This is a genomic window from Bacillus sp. CFBP9009 (assembly GCF_036541465.1).
GTDB lineage: Bacteria > Bacillota > Bacilli > Bacillales > DSM-1321 > Peribacillus.
Genome location: NZ_JAZHFU010000016.1, coordinates 37,455 through 52,003 on the forward strand (window position 1 = coordinate 37,455; position 14,549 = coordinate 52,003).

At 42.7% G+C, this 14,549-nt stretch carries 15 protein-coding genes and 1 riboswitch; of the genes, 6 read left to right on the forward strand and 9 right to left on the reverse strand.

Features of this window, described 5'->3' with window-relative positions; all coding sequences use genetic code 11:
* Nucleotides 1-36: 36 nt before the first annotated feature.
* The 6 genes from V3595_RS23915 to V3595_RS23940 all read right to left on the reverse strand — a co-directional run bounded on the left by V3595_RS23915 (nt 37) and on the right by V3595_RS23940 (nt 5,251).
* Nucleotides 37-222: a hypothetical protein gene (locus tag V3595_RS23915; protein WP_350445741.1), complete on the reverse strand. Its 186-nt coding sequence runs from the start codon at nt 220-222 to the stop codon at nt 37-39.
* Between the two features lie 165 nt (nt 223-387).
* Nucleotides 388-639 carry a hypothetical protein gene (locus tag V3595_RS23920; protein WP_053533616.1) on the reverse strand — a complete coding sequence of 84 codons (252 nt, stop codon included), beginning with the start codon at nt 637-639 and terminating at the stop codon, nt 388-390.
* An 11-nt stretch (nt 640-650) separates the two neighbouring features.
* Nucleotides 651-2,900 carry a ribonuclease YeeF family protein gene (locus V3595_RS23925; protein WP_485910122.1) on the reverse strand — a complete coding sequence of 750 codons (2,250 nt, stop codon included), beginning with the start codon at nt 2,898-2,900 and terminating at the stop codon, nt 651-653.
* Nucleotides 2,897-3,187 (reverse strand): YwqI/YxiC family protein, encoded by a 291-nt coding sequence (locus V3595_RS23930; protein WP_485910124.1) that lies wholly within the window; start codon nt 3,185-3,187, stop codon nt 2,897-2,899. The genes V3595_RS23925 and V3595_RS23930 overlap by 4 nt, the downstream gene beginning before the upstream one ends.
* Nucleotides 3,187-3,612 (reverse strand): YwqH-like family protein, encoded by a 426-nt coding sequence (locus V3595_RS23935; protein WP_485910126.1) that lies wholly within the window; start codon nt 3,610-3,612, stop codon nt 3,187-3,189. The genes V3595_RS23930 and V3595_RS23935 overlap by 1 nt, the downstream gene beginning before the upstream one ends.
* 235 nt (nt 3,613-3,847) lie before the next feature.
* Entirely contained in the window at nt 3,848-5,251 is a 1,404-nt protein-coding gene (locus V3595_RS23940; protein WP_485910128.1) for a M28 family peptidase, read from the reverse strand.
* 271 nt (nt 5,252-5,522) lie between these two features.
* Here V3595_RS23940 and V3595_RS23945 point away from each other — a divergent pair, with 271 nt between their 5' ends.
* Genes V3595_RS23945 through V3595_RS23955 form a run of 3 tightly spaced genes read left to right on the forward strand, consistent with a single transcriptional unit; the run spans nt 5,523 to nt 9,732 of the window.
* Entirely contained in the window at nt 5,523-6,671 is a 1,149-nt protein-coding gene (locus V3595_RS23945; protein ID WP_485910130.1) for an iron-containing alcohol dehydrogenase, read from the forward strand.
* A gap of 12 nt (nt 6,672-6,683) precedes the next feature.
* Complete coding sequence (locus tag V3595_RS23950; protein WP_485910132.1) at nt 6,684-8,297, forward strand: GAF domain-containing sensor histidine kinase; 1,614 nt, start codon at nt 6,684-6,686, stop codon at nt 8,295-8,297.
* A gap of 4 nt (nt 8,298-8,301) precedes the next feature.
* The gene (locus V3595_RS23955) at nt 8,302-9,732 is read left to right on the forward strand and encodes a sigma-54-dependent transcriptional regulator (protein ID WP_485910134.1); all 1,431 of its coding nucleotides are present in this window, start codon (nt 8,302-8,304) and stop codon (nt 9,730-9,732) included.
* Between the two features lie 42 nt (nt 9,733-9,774).
* On the opposite strand, the gene adhP is transcribed toward V3595_RS23955, so the two are convergent.
* A complete protein-coding gene (gene adhP / locus V3595_RS23960) occupies nt 9,775-10,788 on the reverse strand; it encodes an alcohol dehydrogenase AdhP (RefSeq protein WP_485910212.1) in 1,014 nt (337 codons plus the stop codon).
* Between the two features lie 308 nt (nt 10,789-11,096).
* On the opposite strand from adhP, the gene V3595_RS23965 reads away from it, so the two are divergent.
* Nucleotides 11,097-11,393: a DUF3892 domain-containing protein gene (locus tag V3595_RS23965; RefSeq protein ID WP_214745573.1), complete on the forward strand. Its 297-nt coding sequence runs from the start codon at nt 11,097-11,099 to the stop codon at nt 11,391-11,393.
* Between the two features lie 81 nt (nt 11,394-11,474).
* On the opposite strand, the gene V3595_RS23970 is transcribed toward V3595_RS23965, so the two are convergent.
* Nucleotides 11,475-12,287 (reverse strand): hypothetical protein, encoded by an 813-nt coding sequence (locus V3595_RS23970; protein ID WP_485910136.1) that lies wholly within the window; start codon nt 12,285-12,287, stop codon nt 11,475-11,477.
* Between the two features lie 134 nt (nt 12,288-12,421).
* The gene (locus V3595_RS23975; protein WP_485910138.1) at nt 12,422-12,943 is read right to left on the reverse strand and encodes a YbaK/EbsC family protein; all 522 of its coding nucleotides are present in this window, start codon (nt 12,941-12,943) and stop codon (nt 12,422-12,424) included.
* 170 nt (nt 12,944-13,113) lie between these two features.
* Nucleotides 13,114-13,158, forward strand: a riboswitch (PreQ1 riboswitch).
* Between the two features lie 6 nt (nt 13,159-13,164).
* On the opposite strand from V3595_RS23975, the gene V3595_RS23980 reads away from it, so the two are divergent.
* Nucleotides 13,165-13,650 (forward strand): QueT transporter family protein, encoded by a 486-nt coding sequence (locus V3595_RS23980; protein ID WP_485910140.1) that lies wholly within the window; start codon nt 13,165-13,167, stop codon nt 13,648-13,650.
* 123 nt (nt 13,651-13,773) lie between these two features.
* On the forward strand, nt 13,774-14,430 hold the full coding sequence (locus tag V3595_RS23985) for a TVP38/TMEM64 family protein (RefSeq protein ID WP_485910142.1): 657 nt from the start codon (nt 13,774-13,776) through the stop codon (nt 14,428-14,430).
* Nucleotides 14,431-14,549: the final 119 nt, after the last annotated feature.

Genomic DNA, 14,549 nt, shown 5'->3' on the forward strand with positions numbered 1-14,549 from the left:
TTTATAGGAGTTTTTTGTTTATATTGGGGATTTACATCAAGCCCCATACTTTTCTTTAATGGCTTTATCTGCACAAAAACTATGGAATTGGTTGATTAATTCATCAATATCTTCTTTTCTGATGATTTTCTCAAGCCATTCTTTAGGAATGTCGTCCATTTTATAGTACATACCTGCCAATGTTCCCGTAATGGCACCTACTGTTGATGGTACAACCATCATAGAGTCGATTCTTCAAAATGGCCTTTTCTTTTTTTTGTACACTTCAAATATGCTTTGTTTTTCAATTACCTTTACATGTTTTGCTATAAGTTCGGTCATTCCTGTATGCAAAATATAACTTGAATAATAAGTGGTGTTTTTACACTTTCCCATCTAATGCAAATTTTAATTATTAATTCTGTTATGTCTACTTAATATTAACTCATAAAGAAAATCAAAAGCTTCATTTTCACTAGCAATTTCTTTAATTATATAGTGACCTCCTCTCTCTCTTGTTTTATAAACTTTCCAGACTCCTTGATCATGTGCACATCCTATTACTAGCGACTCATCCGTTATAGTATCTAGTACCATAATATATTCACCAATATTTAGTTTTTCAGCTTCATATCTATTTAAGAACTCTTGTTTTGTCACGTCTAGCCCTCCTAGTATTTAGGTATAATTCCTATAATCTCTAGCATCTCACCATTTAATGGCGTTACAATTTGTTCTGCTCCACCATTCATTAACTTCTCACCTGTAGAGCTACTAGTCCAGGAAGCAGCAGTACCTTTCACTCCGTAAGTAGTATCTGTATTTCCAATAAATTTTTGTACTCTATCTTGGAAATCGTCATAATAAGCCTTAAAATCAGCAAATTCTGAATCAGAAATTGCTGTTCTTCCATTGGCCACTACAATTCGATTTAACTCTTCAAGATTTCCACTTTTGACTGCATCAATAGATTCAAAATAAGATTCATTATTAAAATGCCCAACGTGCCTTGCAGCAGGGTTTTCTATATACGGTATTGCACGTTGATCATATGTGTATGGAATACCATTATGAGGTAAAGTGGTGAAATTCTCTCCACCTTTTCCACCTACTCTATCCCATCTTTCTGGTAACGGACTATTTCTATCAATTGGCTGGATGGATTCTTCTACAAACCCCATTTTATCTGGCCAATCCACAATCATTCTACCATTTCGACCAAACCCTTCTGGACGAAGGAATTTTGTGCCTTTAACAACAGTAACATCACCTTTTACCTCTAATGCGGCATATGCTTCGTGAATCTTTACAAGCTTCTGTTCACTCGTTAAATCATCTCGTTTTCCAATATTATTGATACTATTAAAATACTCCCCAACATTCTTAAACTTAAGATCATCCGTACCCTTAGAAATTTTCTCCCCAGAAACACCCTCTACTTTGCTATCCTTAACCGTAAATTTCTGATAGGCTTCCTTAATTGTCTGCTTTTCCATCAGAACTTGGGGAAGGTTTGGTCCTCCTGCAAGGGAAACTTGTTCCATACTTATCCGTTTAGGGATTTCTTTTTTACCGATTGCTTCACCTATATTTTTTAACGTGGTTTTTCCTGATCTCGCTATGTCTGTTATTGTAGCTTGAACCTTCTGAACCTGCTTTTGCGCAAATTCCTTACTGTAAGGTACGAACTTTGTACCACTCGCTACTTTATCGGCGACTTTGGCCGCTCCTGCCACACCGCCGATGCCAAGTGCCATCAACAGCCCGTTCTGGCGCTGTTCCTCGGTTAGCTGGTTGCCGAACATGTCTTTGCCGGTGGCTGCTTCGCCGAGGCCGTTGGCTGCGAGGAGTCCGTATATTCCGTATTCGGTTTTCTGGAGGAGGCTAAAGCCTTTTGTCGTTTTATAGGCATCGAGCGCATGGTTCGCTGCGTTGAGCCCTTTGGCCGTTTTGTATAGGGCGCTTCCGCCTTTGATGGCCCGGCCGGCCCAGCCGACGACGGGGATGAATCCAGCGGCGGCCATGGCGCCGGCGGCGATTCTTTCGGCATCGGACAGCTTGCGGCCCGTTACTGGATCGACTCCGGTTGAGGCCCTGATTGAATCATAATATCCCGTGAATTCCCCTGTAAAGGTTTTTGTCGTATCCCAGGCTTTTTCATACCATGGGCGGTTTTCGAGTTCTTCCATTTCCTGTTCGATTTTCCGGGCTTCTGCTTGTTCCTTTTTGAAGGTCTGATAGTCTTTCATCTGACCGGCGACTTCATCCTTCACTTGATAGACGTCACTATTTTTGAATGCCGATTGGTTGAATGTCATCGGCGAAACGTGGCCGTCCTGTTTGGTGGCATCAAGCAAGGCGCGGAAGAGGCCAACGGCCACGTTTTCCTGCCCGACGGACACATCATATTCCTCGACCAATTGCCGGTCGACATTCTCGACCTTTGTCACGGTGTCATCCAGCCTCTGTCCGGCCAGCGTGATTTTTTCATTAAAGTCCTTTTGGTCGAACATATCAAGAGGCAGGATATCGTCAATGCTGTTCAGGATCCTTTGGAGATCGTTCGCTTGTTCATCGACAAGCGACTTCGCTTGGTTGATTCCGTTTGAGACTTCGCCATCTAAAAAGGGAACCTCGACCACCGTATTTCCGGAGAGGTCCGCCTCTTCCAGGGTGGCCGGTATGCCTTCCAAAAAACTGATTTGGGTAGTAAATAGTTCCATCCAGGCATCCGCCACCTCGATTTGCGCTTCATAGAAGCTTTTGATGGCGGTAGCACCGGCTCCCTGAAACTCGTTATCCAGGCCGACGATGCCCTGAAATTCCTTTTTCAGGGCTGTGACTTCCTTCTTTAGTTCTTCATATTGCTTGGCGCGCGACTTGGTTGCGGCCGTCAATGTCTCGGCTTCATATATTTTCATCGCGTAGGGTACCCATGTGAAGACGTATGGGCGATGGCTTCATCCTGTTCTTTTAATAAGTCAATGTTGGCACGGGTATCTTCCACATTTTTCTGGACGATTTTGATATATTGCTCGAAGACCTTTTCCAGGTTCGTTTCCCGGTCGATCCATTTCGAAGTGAATTCCAATTTATTGCTGCCCAGCTCGCCTGCCGGCAAATTTCCAAGCTTGACTGAACCAAGTGCCGTCTTCACCTGATCGACTTGCTTCGTTACGGCAGGATGATTCAGTTTGATTGTCGTCATTAAAACAACCACCCTTTTAAATATGATATTTTGCTTTCCAATTGATCTATGACGGCTTCTCCTTTGCCTAAAAGAACATCCGCTTCATGTGCTATCGTACCTGCTGCACTAAGAGCCTTTTTCTCTATATTAAGCAGCGTGATTTTACCGTCGATTTTCTCTTGATAGTCGTCATAATTATCATGAATGATCGTTGACATTGCCTTGTATGCATCACTGCGGGCATCTTGAAAGTCTTCTGCACGGTTTCCCGTCCAGCTTTTTGCCAAGTCCGGATTTTTAATTTTAGCGATTTCCCCAAGACAAGCATTCTGTTCTTCTTTGATTTGTCTTTTTGCCTGCTCCAAACGGTTGATTTTTTCATTCACATCGGACATTTTACTGGAAAGGGCTGAATGTATTTCACTCAATGAATTTGCATACACTTAAAAAATCACCTCAAACATACTATTCCCATTATGTAGACTGTCATATTTTTCATAATTTTTATTATAAGGATTATAGTCTTAGAGTTAAATAGGGATAAATAAGCTATTTATGCTAAATGTTTAGGGAATTCATCCCACACGCACCAATTCCAGATTAGACTTTTTACCCCTCGTTTTCCATTTTTAAACATAAAGAGAGGGTGCAGGCTGCACCCTCTGAATATTTACTGCATTATTTGAATTCCTTTTCGTTAAATAAATGCGGAGCCTTCACCTTTTTCCCTTTTTTATGATTGAGATCAGGTTTTTTAGCTTCGATTTTAGCTTGGTCATATACAGCGGTGCCGACAATTTCAGCAACATCCTGAAGCTTTTCTTTTGAGATTTTATCAATGGTATCATCAGGAGTATGATACCAAGGCTCTGATGGACTGTGGATGAATAAAGCAGCGGGTATCCCAGCCTCAGCAAAGGATACATGGTCACTTCTCCCGCCTTGTCCATATGGAGTCGGCTCACCATTCAGTCTTGTACTTGATGCCTGGGCCAGCTCGGTTACAAGGTTCATTTCTCCATCATTAGTCAAAATGACCAAATCTCCGGCATCCTTGCTTCCCACCATATCGAGATTGAAGTTGGCAATGATCCGCTTGATATCATCATCAGGGAGATTGCTCACATAATGCTGTGAACCCAGCAATCCATTTTCCTCTGCCCCAAAGGTGACGAAGCGAATTTCGGTATCTGTAGGAAGATTCTTCAGAACACGGGCAAGTTCAAGGGTGACGGATGTTCCTGATGCATCATCATTCGCTCCGGGTGCACCTGCGACGGAATCATGATGGCCAGTAATATAAATGATATCGTTCTTTTTTGCTTTAATGTTCTTTGTTGCTTTTTTCGTTGCCACTACATTATAAGAGGTTTTTTCTCCGGAATAGGCTCCTTCAATTTTTAATGATGCTGTCAATTTGACTTCAGCATTCAGTTTTTCCAGAAGGGCTTCTCCATCCTTTTTGGTGATCGTGACGGATGGAATATACTTGTCATTAGCCCCTCCGAGTGTCCCATTTAATTCCCCATCGGCATTATTGAACAGGATGACACCCGCTGCCCCTTTTTCCGCTGCATTCAATACTTTCTCTGCAAAAGTGAGGCTGCCTCTTTGTATAAGGGCAATCTTCCCTGCAACATCGGTTTCCTCAAGCTCTTCTTTCGTTCCTAAACCGGCATATACCACTTCACCGGATAGGTCCCCATTAACTGAATAGGTTAAATGGTTCGCTTGGATTTCGCCATCAAATCCGGCAACGGACAGCTCGACCAGATTTGGGTCTGTATAAGATAAAAAATTGAACTCTTCAATATCGGCTTTATAGCCATAAGATTGAAATTGCTTTTTGATGAATTGGACGGCTTTATACTCAGAATCCGTACCGGCCACCCGAGGTGTTTGTGAGAGGTATTCAATATTCTTGTAGATTTTATCGGCATCGATTCTTTTAATGACTTGCTTGTCCGTGGATGGCGCTGATAGCACCGGCGATGAATGTGGCGCTGCTAAAGCGGTGGTTGTCCCGGCTGTCCCGAGTGTCAATGCTGCGATTAATGTTACCGACAGAAATTGTTTTTTCATAGATTGCCTCCCAGTTTAATAGATTTCTCCATAATTTTACAATATATAGAAAATACTAACTAGGTAGGTTTATCCCTATTCATGCATGTCTAAAGTACCGAATTTACAAATCCAAGAAATCAACAGGAGGTTTGACCCGTGCCAAAAGTTATCTATCATTCGATATTTTGTCATATTATATAAAAATAACTGTAATCCAAACAGGATTTTCGCTCTTTTTCGGGAAAATAATACAGAAGAGATAGAATTTCTACAGGGAGAAGGCGCAAAGATGTCGATAACTAAATTCGTGATGCCGGAAGTGATTTTTGGAAAAGGTTCGATTGAACAAGCTGGCGAGGCCTGCTTGCGGCTGGGTGCCAAAAAGGCTCTGATAGTAAGTGACTCCGGGGTGTCCAATGCTGGCTGGTTAGATAAAGTCATTAAATCCTGCCAAGATGCAGGCCTTGCTTTTGCTACCTTCATTGAAATGACGACCAATCCGAAGGACAGGGAGATCGAGGCCGGCTGTTTGGCATTTAAAGAACAAGAATGTGATGCCATCATCGGGTTGGGTGGAGGCAGTGCTTTGGATGTCGCCAAAGGGGTTGCCCTTTTAGTAACGAATGGCGGCATCATCAGTGATTATGAAGGGGTTGATAAAGTCCACTCTCCCCTCCCGCCCATGGTGATGATCATGACCACTGCAGGATCGGGTTCGGAAGTATCCCAGTTTTCGGTGATCGTCGATTCATTCCGCGAGAAAAAAATGACAATCATTTCAAAATCACTCGTCCCCGATATTGCAATAGTCGACCCTGGTACCTTAACCACTTTGGGACCGGATTTGACCGCAGCTACGGGAATGGATGTTTTAACCCACGCCATTGAATCCTATGTTTCAATCGCTGCGACACCTTTGACAGATGTACAAGCTAAAAACGCGCTTTTCATCGTTTCCCGCCACTTACGCCCCTCTGTTGCATCCAGGCATAATGAGGAAGCAAAAAAAGCGATGGCGATGGCGAGCCTGCAGGCTGGACTGGCTTTTTCCAATGCCATTTTGGGAGCTGCCCATGCCATTTCACATGCTATAGGCGGCAAGTATCTCCTTCCGCATGGTGAAATCAATGCGATACTCCTTCCCCATGTCATGGATTTCAATCGAATTGCCTCACCAAGGCGATTCAGCGAGATTGCCGACATCATGGGCATCGATACACGGGCATTGACCGAGCAGCAAGCAGGAATGGCAGCCATTAGCTTCGTAAGGGAATTATCCCAGGATATAGGGGCTCCCAAGAGTTTAAGTGATGTCGGCATTACGCAAGAAATGATAGATCCCATAGGGATGACCGCTCTTGAGGATGCCTGCATGATCACAAATCCTCGTGATATGTCATTAGAACAGATAAATCAGCTGCTTCTTACAGCCCTATAAGAGGTGAAAAGCATGAACAAACTTGAAATGATAGATTTAATGACAGGCGTTAAATCTTCAAAGAAAACGTATTACACGGAACTTAAGAAAACCGTGGATCAGCTGAAGAAGAAGAATATGCAGCTTGAAATCATGAATGACATCACTAAAAATATGAATATGGACATCGACATCCAAGAGATTCTCCGAAATGTTATTGCAAAACTTAAGCAGCTCATTACCTTCGATGACAGTCATTTTGTCATATTGTATGAGGAAGAACCTGCCCTGCTTCACATCTGCCCTAATGGTCACTGCGAACTTGAAATTGATCCCAAAAACTTGTTACACCCTTTTCAGGATTTCTCTTCCGCCTTGATGGACAAACAGCCGATTCAGGTGGAAGTTAAACGGTTACCGGAATTTCCAGAAAAGGAACGTCTATTATCCCTTGAAATCGAATCACTTCTATTAGTCCCTTTATACGGAAAAAGTAAAAAAATCGGAATTTGGACTTTCGGCAGGAAGAAAAAGAAAACATGGCATGATGATGAACTCGAATTTCTTGAGCAACTATCCAATCAGCTCGCGTTAACTTTGGAGAATGCCCAGCTTTATAAGGAAGTTCTTCATTCCAAACAGGAATGGGAGGATACATTCAAGGCAGTTGAAGATATGATCATCGTCTTTGATCACAAAGGAACGGTCTATCAATCCAATGATTCAGCCAGGGACTTTTCCGACCTGCTTGCTTTAATTGAAAAATCCCAATCTCTGATTCAAGATACCTTTACATGTAATAAGCCAGGGTTTCAGGAAATTCTCCTTCAGCATGATACCATCTTGGAAATGCATGCCTACCCGATTCAAAATAAGGAGCATCAAGTATATGGGGTCATTGCTTATTATAAAAACGTCACCGAAAGAAGACAGATGGAAGTCCAGCTATTGCATGCCGGGAAACTTGGAGCGATTGGTGAAATGGCAGCTGGGGTTGCCCATGAATTGAATAGCCCATTAACGGCCATTCTTGGTAACTCGCAAATTTTATTACGGAAAACCCCAAAGGACAATCCGGATTATATGCTATTGGACGATATCAAGATTTGCGGAGACCGATGCAGGCAAATAGTGAAAAGCCTGCTTACCTTTTCAAGGCAGGATGAGTATAGATTCCACTATTATTCTATTAATGAAGCCATTAACCAGGTCCTGAACCTTTTGAAGTTCCAACTTGGGAAGAAGCAAATCTCCCTCCATCTTACCCTTCAGGAAGACCTTCCTTTCATAAAGGGCAGCCAGCCGCAGATAGAACAGATCATCATCAACTTGCTATTGAATGCCAAGGACGCATTAGATGAGTCCGTCCAAACGGAAAAATCAATTGCGATCACTACCTATACAGAAAACAAGTTCATGGTGGTTCAGGTGACTGATAACGGAACGGGGATTGAAAAAGAACGCCTGCCCTTCATATTCCATCCCTTTCATACGACTAAAGACCGTGAAAAAGGTACAGGTTTGGGGCTGTCTGTAAGCCTCGGCATCGCCAAAGACCATGGCGGAATGATCGACGTATTGAGCACACCAGGACAAGGAAGCACTTTTTTCCTGAGGCTTCCCTTACAAGGAGAGGAAAGGGGATGATAAAGTGGTTCATTTACTTGTGGTAGACGATGAGAAAGAGGTTGGGACTTTTCTATCCCGCCTTTTTACGATGAAAGGTTACCTCGTACAAGTTGTGAATAGCGGCAAGGAGTTTCATGAGATCGATTGGAATCAGCAGCGTTTTGATGTCGCAATGATAGATTTGAAGCTTCCGGATTGTGATGGACTTTCCCTCCTTCAGCATCTAAAACAACTGCAGCCGCGTTGCAAGGTACTGATCATGACCGGATACAGCACCGTCAAGACCGCCGTTGATGCCATGAAACTTGGCGCGAGTGATTACATGGAAAAACCCTTCGTGGATATTGAAGTACTGGAAAGGCAGATTGACAACCTATTGAATGAAAATGAAGCTTTGAATCAGCATTTCATCCATAAGCTAGCCGAGGATTCAGGACTCATTGTCGGTGAAAGTCCTTTAATGAAGAATTTGATTGAAACGGCTTTCAAGGTGGCCCAAAAATCCGTCAATGTATTAATTGAAGGAGAAACTGGAAGCGGTAAAGAAGTGCTTTCCCGCTTCATCCACATTGCCAGCCCCCGGAACCATGAACCTTTCATCGGCATCAATTGCGGAGCGATCTCTGAATCCCTGCTGGAAAGCGAATTATTCGGTCATGAAAAGGGAGCTTTCACAGGCGCGACCCAGCTGCGAAAGGGTTTTTTCGAAATTGCAGGGAACGGGACGCTTTTCCTTGATGAAATTGCGGATGCGAGTCCCGCCATTCAAGTCAAATTGCTTCGGGTTTTAGAAACACGGGAATTCATGCGGGTTGGCAGCAGCGGGACATTACGGACGAACGCCCGGTTAGTGGCGGCCTCCAATGAAAACCTGCAGCAGGCAGTGGACAAAAATAAGTTCCGGGAAGACCTATTTTACCGACTGAACGTCGTGACTCTGGATATCCCGCCATTAAGGAACCGAAAAGAGGATATTCCGTTGCTTGTCCGTCACTTGGTTGAGAGAAATGGTCAAGGAGATATTTCTTTTTCCAATGAAGCCATTGAAAAATTACAACAATACAACTGGCCAGGCAACATACGCGAACTTTCTAATGTGGTCATGCGCACGCTAACTCTTGCAGACAATAAGTCGGTAATAACCGCCAATGATATCTCACTATCCAACAGCCAGATCACTCCTGACAAAAATGTGTCACCTAATGAGATTCAGTCAACTGAAAACCTTCTTGAAGAGTGGCGAAAAAGGCTGGTGGCTGATTTTAATGAGAAGGATGAACTGATGCTTGAAGAAATCCTTACGGAAATCAAACAGCTTCAATCGACAATTGGAAAGGAGCTCGTCATGCAGGCACTGCAAAAAACCTACGGCAACCGGAATGAAGCTGCCAAACGCTTGCAGATATCCATAAGGAAATTGCGCTATATATTAAATGAGAAGAGCCAGACATAATAAAAAGGAGGATGCCCCGTTCCAGGGCTTCCTCCTCTGTTCCTATTCTAGCGTCAATACGATGCGGCCGTTGATTTCCCCCTTTTCCATCATTGAAAACACGTCATTGATTTCATCAAGCTTTCTTGTTTCAATATTCGTTCTGACTTTACCCTCAGCCGCAAATTGAACAGCTTCCTGTAAATCTTTTCTCGTCCCGACGATGGACCCTTTTACAGTTACCCCATTTAACACTGTATCAAAAATCGGGATTGGAAGTTCATCATTCGGCAATCCAACTACGACAAGTGTGCCGCCCCTCTTGACTGAACTGTAAGCCTGTTCGAATGCTTTTTTCGTAACCGCTACAGAAATGGATGCCTGCACACCGCCAACCTTATCCTTTATGGCCTGTACAGGATCGGTCTTAAGCCCATTAACCGTGTAATCCGCCCCCAGTTCCGTTGCCAGATCAAGCTTATCATCTTGAATATCGACAGCAATGACATTAAAGCCCATCGCTTTTGCGTATTGCAGGGCAACATGTCCCAATCCGCCAATTCCATAAATCGCTACCCAATCACCAGGTTTTGCTTCTGATACCTTAAGCGCCTTATAAGTCGTTACACCTGCACAGAAAATCGGTGATACCTCCGCAAAGTCAAGCCCTTCAGGAACCTTCACCACATATTTGGCAGGTGCTTTACAATATTCCGCATACCCGCCGTCCACGGAATAGCCTGCATTCAATTGATCCAAGCAAAGCGTTTCCCTTCCAGTCAGACAATATTCACAATCGCCACAGGCCGAATAAAGCCAAGGGATCCCAACACGGTCACCCACTTTCAAGGAAGTTACGCCCTCTGCCACCTTTTCTATTATGCCCACACCCTCATGTCCGGGGATAAGCGGAAGCTTGGGTTTTACCGGCCAATCACCATGTACCGCATGTAGATCGGTATGACACACGCCACAGGCTTTAATTTTCACTAATATCTCACCATATTCCAATTCCGGGATGGGTACTTCTTTAATCTCAAGTTTTTGGTTAAATTCATTGACGACCGCCGCTTTCATTGTCTTGACCTGTTGTTTTGCATTTACAGTGCTTGCCCCTTGTTTTACATTCATGATTCATTTTCCTCCCTTAATCCAGTGGATATTATTTCTTGCTACTACTTAAACTTGCACTACTTAAACCTGCTACTACTTATTAATAGATGCAAGTGCCATGCCACTGCAAAAAGGCCAAGAAGACAGCAATCACAAAAAAAAGTGCCGAAAAATCGGCCCATTTGGACGAATTAACGGCTCAAGTTGGACGAAATCCGGTTTGTATATTGCAGAAAAAATAGCTCACCCTATAAATAGGAGGTGTCTAAAACATGGACCAATTTGAAAAAGCCTATGAATCATATAAACAGCAAGGAACACCGCAAGCAAACCAACCTGATTCAGCAGGAAAAGAAGAAATCATCGCCGTAAGGAAAAATGAAGAGGACAATATTATCGCCATCAAGACGAACTCCGGCCGCGAACTCGACTACCCCACAGCCCTTTCGGAAGCAAAGGCGGGCAACCTGGCCAATGTTGACGTCTTTCATAAATATGGACGTGACATATTGCGGAGTGAGCCCGATGGGATAAAGGAAAATAACCTGGATCAACTGCCGGAGTTTTGAATTTTCGGGGAGACTGCCTGATATGGGCAGTTTTTTTCTGTCTGGATGAGCTAAAAAACAACCAGCATGATTAGCCGGATCTTACTTTTCGTAAGGATAGGATTCAGAGATTTCGAGCAGTCGGCCGCAGGACTCGACAACCTCGATGATTTCCATCCATGACATGTCCAGACCCAGTTCATTAGCATGGGAAATCTTATCCCGTAATTTCCGGATGGCGTTCGCATCCTTCTTCCCTTTACTTTTCGAAGGGATTTGGAAGAAGCACCTCAATTCTTTATCTTTATGTATGATATCGAATTTATCACTGATTTGCAGGCACTCTATTATATTGATATCCTCATTTTTATCAATTCTCCTTCTATATAATTCGGTTGCCTTTTCTAAACGGTCTTCGCTGATCATTGGATACCAGCTGCCATCGCCGAATCTATCCAGGATGATATCGCTCATCCTCATTTCCAATAAGGTAATATATCCGAATATCAGCATCCTGATCGGAGGCTTTTGAAGGTCGGCATGGGTAATCAACATTTTAATTGAATTATTCTCCAATACGAACACCCTTGTTTTATTCTTGAAAATATGGAGAAGCTGGATCAAAGGGGTTGAATCCGAAACCATTTCCCTTGGTGAAAAGTTTCTCATATATTCAGAAATACTTCCTTCACCTAGTTCTTCCCTTTCGATATACCCGATGATTTCCCCTTGATCTTGGACTGCCAATATATCAAAATTCTTTTTTTCCAATGCTTTCTGAATATCCAGCGCCAGATCATTTTTATGGCAAAACTCAAGCTCCTGGGCAATGCTCTTAACCGTTATATTTTCTTCATAAAGAGTTTTAAGACTAAGATAGCTGCTATTGCTTTTTCTTTCGCTTCCATTTAACATCTTTCAACCTCCGCTCAGGAACACTTTCTGCCCGTTTTCCGCTTTAATCATAGAAATGCATAAGGCCCCACAAATAAAGTCCACTGCAGTGGACTCAATCCCATTCATGTGAATCTAATTTTTTGACACATTAATCAAATGCCATCAACTGCATTGCTTACCGCCGTTTCCTCATTCTCCTTTTCTTCCCAACCCTTACAAACATCCACCCAATCCTTCGCACCTGAATATTCAAACAATTCAGCGAGTGTAAGTTCTATTGCAGAGTTCGCACTGCCGCAAGCCGGGAACAATGACTCGAAGCGCTTCATCGATACATCAAGAAAAACAGCTAAATCGTTTGCCAGACCAAACGGGCAAACGCCTCCAATTGCATGGCCGGTCTGTGCAAGCACTTCTTCAGGCGAAAGCATTCGTGCCTTGAAACCGAATGTCTGACGAAATTTCTTATTATCCACTTTGGCGTCCCCTGCGGCAACTACCAAAATCGCGTGTTCACCTTCCCCTTTAAAGGAAAGAGTCTTAGCAATCCGCGCTGGGATAACACCGATGGTTTCCGCTGCCTCAATCACCGTGGCACTCGATGTTTCGAACTCCTTTACGTCGCCTTCCCGATTCCATTGTTTAAAATGGCTTTTGACACTCTCGATCGACATTTTATATTCACTCCTTTGACGTACATATTGAAATAATATCATCCTTCATTGCAATAAATCAAAATCCTATTGTGCTACTTCTCCTGCTTGGAAACTAATAAATTAAAACCATTCTTTACAAATTGACGAAACAAGCTTACATGGGATACTATTAATAATCGGATAAACGCCTACACGTGGTTCGTAACCATCCCACGATAAAAAACTAGGGAGAGAGTAAAATGAATGTTCGTACACTCGTGATAAACGGGTTATTGGCTGCCTTGTATGTGGTGGTCTCATTGGTGTTTAAACCAATAGCTTTTGAGATGTTCCAATTCCGTGTACCGGAAATGTTGAATCATCTGATTGTATTCAATAAAAAGTATATCTACGGTATCGTTGGCGGAGTCTTCATATCGAATCTGCTCTTTTCGCCGATGGTGCCATATGATTTGATTTTTGGGGTGGGCCAATCCCTGCTCGCCTTATTGCTTGTCATTTATGTTTCTCGTTTCATAAAAGGCATTAAAGGACGTATGATCGCTACGATTATCTTTTTCACGTTCACAATGTTTTTAATTGCAATTGAACTGAACCTTGCCTTTGGCTTGCCATTCTGGCTAAGCTGGATGACTACAGCTGTCGGTGAGTTCGTTGTCCTTTTGATTGGAGCGCCAATCATTTATGGAATGAACAAAAGAATTCAGTTTGAAAAGTGGCTTTAAAAGGAATCTTCGCGCCGTTAAGCCACTATAATGGAAAAGAGCTGTCTGCATGATGCGGCAGCTCTTTTTTTTCACCATTGAACTCGAAAATGATAAACTATTAGTAAGAATGGTGGTGGCCCTTTGAAAAAAGTCCTGACCATAATCGGTCTACTTGTAATCGCAATTTTTATATACTCTAATGCAGAACTGTTCACTTTGGTTTGGAAAAGTGATTTGGATTCTGTGATTGGCATATTGAAGGAAAATCTTTTGCTTACATTTATTGTGACATTCGTATTGATGTTTGTACAAAATTCTTTTACAATCATCCCCTTAATTTTGCTCCTGACCATCAATGTCACGATATTCGGATTCATATATGGCTATCTATGGAGTTGGTTTACAAGTGTTGTTGCCTCAGGATTCATTTTTTATGCAGCAAGAAACTGGTTTCAGGAGCTTCTTTTAAAGAAGATTGGTGAAAAGTGGCAAGAATCTGTAGTGGAGCATGGCTTCATGTACGTGTTTACAGGCAGGATTTTCCCGCTTATCCCAACAAGCTTAATTAACTTGGCAGCCGGAGTCAGCACCGTCACTTTCAAAGACTTTTTATTGGCGACGGCACTTGGCAACCTTATATACTTTTTCTTCCTATCACTGATTCCCTATGGACTGCTATCTGTTGAAATGAACCAATATACGCTAGCTGCTCTTGCACTCCTCTTCTTACTATTCTTCTTGATCTATAAGCGTGCAAAAAAGAAGAAGAAACTAACCTTCTTCAGAAAAAACAGGTGACCACATTGGCCCCTGTTTTTTTATTTAGAGATTCTGCATATATTTTTTTCCGATAGTTTGTTAAAATGTGTATGTAATTTTACCTTTGTAATGTCTTAAAATGTGTATGTAATTTTACC

Bases quoted from the DNA above. Each gene is read 5' to 3' on its own strand.
- V3595_RS23950 (WP_485910132.1), top strand. From the start codon at position 6,684: ATGAACAAACTTGAAATGATAGATTTAATGACAGGCGTTAAATCTTCA.
- V3595_RS23915 (WP_350445741.1), bottom strand. From the start codon at position 222: ATGATGGTTGTACCATCAACAGTAGGTGCCATTACGGGAACATTGGCA.
- V3595_RS23970 (WP_485910136.1), bottom strand. From the start codon at position 12,287: ATGTTAAATGGAAGCGAAAGAAAAAGCAATAGCAGCTATCTTAGTCTT.
- V3595_RS23980 (WP_485910140.1), top strand. From the start codon at position 13,165: ATGAATGTTCGTACACTCGTGATAAACGGGTTATTGGCTGCCTTGTAT.
- V3595_RS23930 (WP_485910124.1), bottom strand. From the start codon at position 3,187: ATGACGACAATCAAACTGAATCATCCTGCCGTAACGAAGCAAGTCGAT.
- adhP (WP_485910212.1), bottom strand. From the start codon at position 10,788: ATGAAAGCGGCGGTCGTCAATGAATTTAACCAAAAACTTGAGATTAAA.
- V3595_RS23965 (WP_214745573.1), top strand. From the start codon at position 11,097: ATGGACCAATTTGAAAAAGCCTATGAATCATATAAACAGCAAGGAACA.
- V3595_RS23975 (WP_485910138.1), bottom strand. From the start codon at position 12,943: ATGTCGATCGAGAGTGTCAAAAGCCATTTTAAACAATGGAATCGGGAA.
- V3595_RS23940 (WP_485910128.1), bottom strand. From the start codon at position 5,251: ATGAAAAAACAATTTCTGTCGGTAACATTAATCGCAGCATTGACACTC.
- V3595_RS23945 (WP_485910130.1), top strand. From the start codon at position 5,523: ATGTCGATAACTAAATTCGTGATGCCGGAAGTGATTTTTGGAAAAGGT.
- V3595_RS23925 (WP_485910122.1), bottom strand. From the start codon at position 2,900: ATGAAAATATATGAAGCCGAGACATTGACGGCCGCAACCAAGTCGCGC.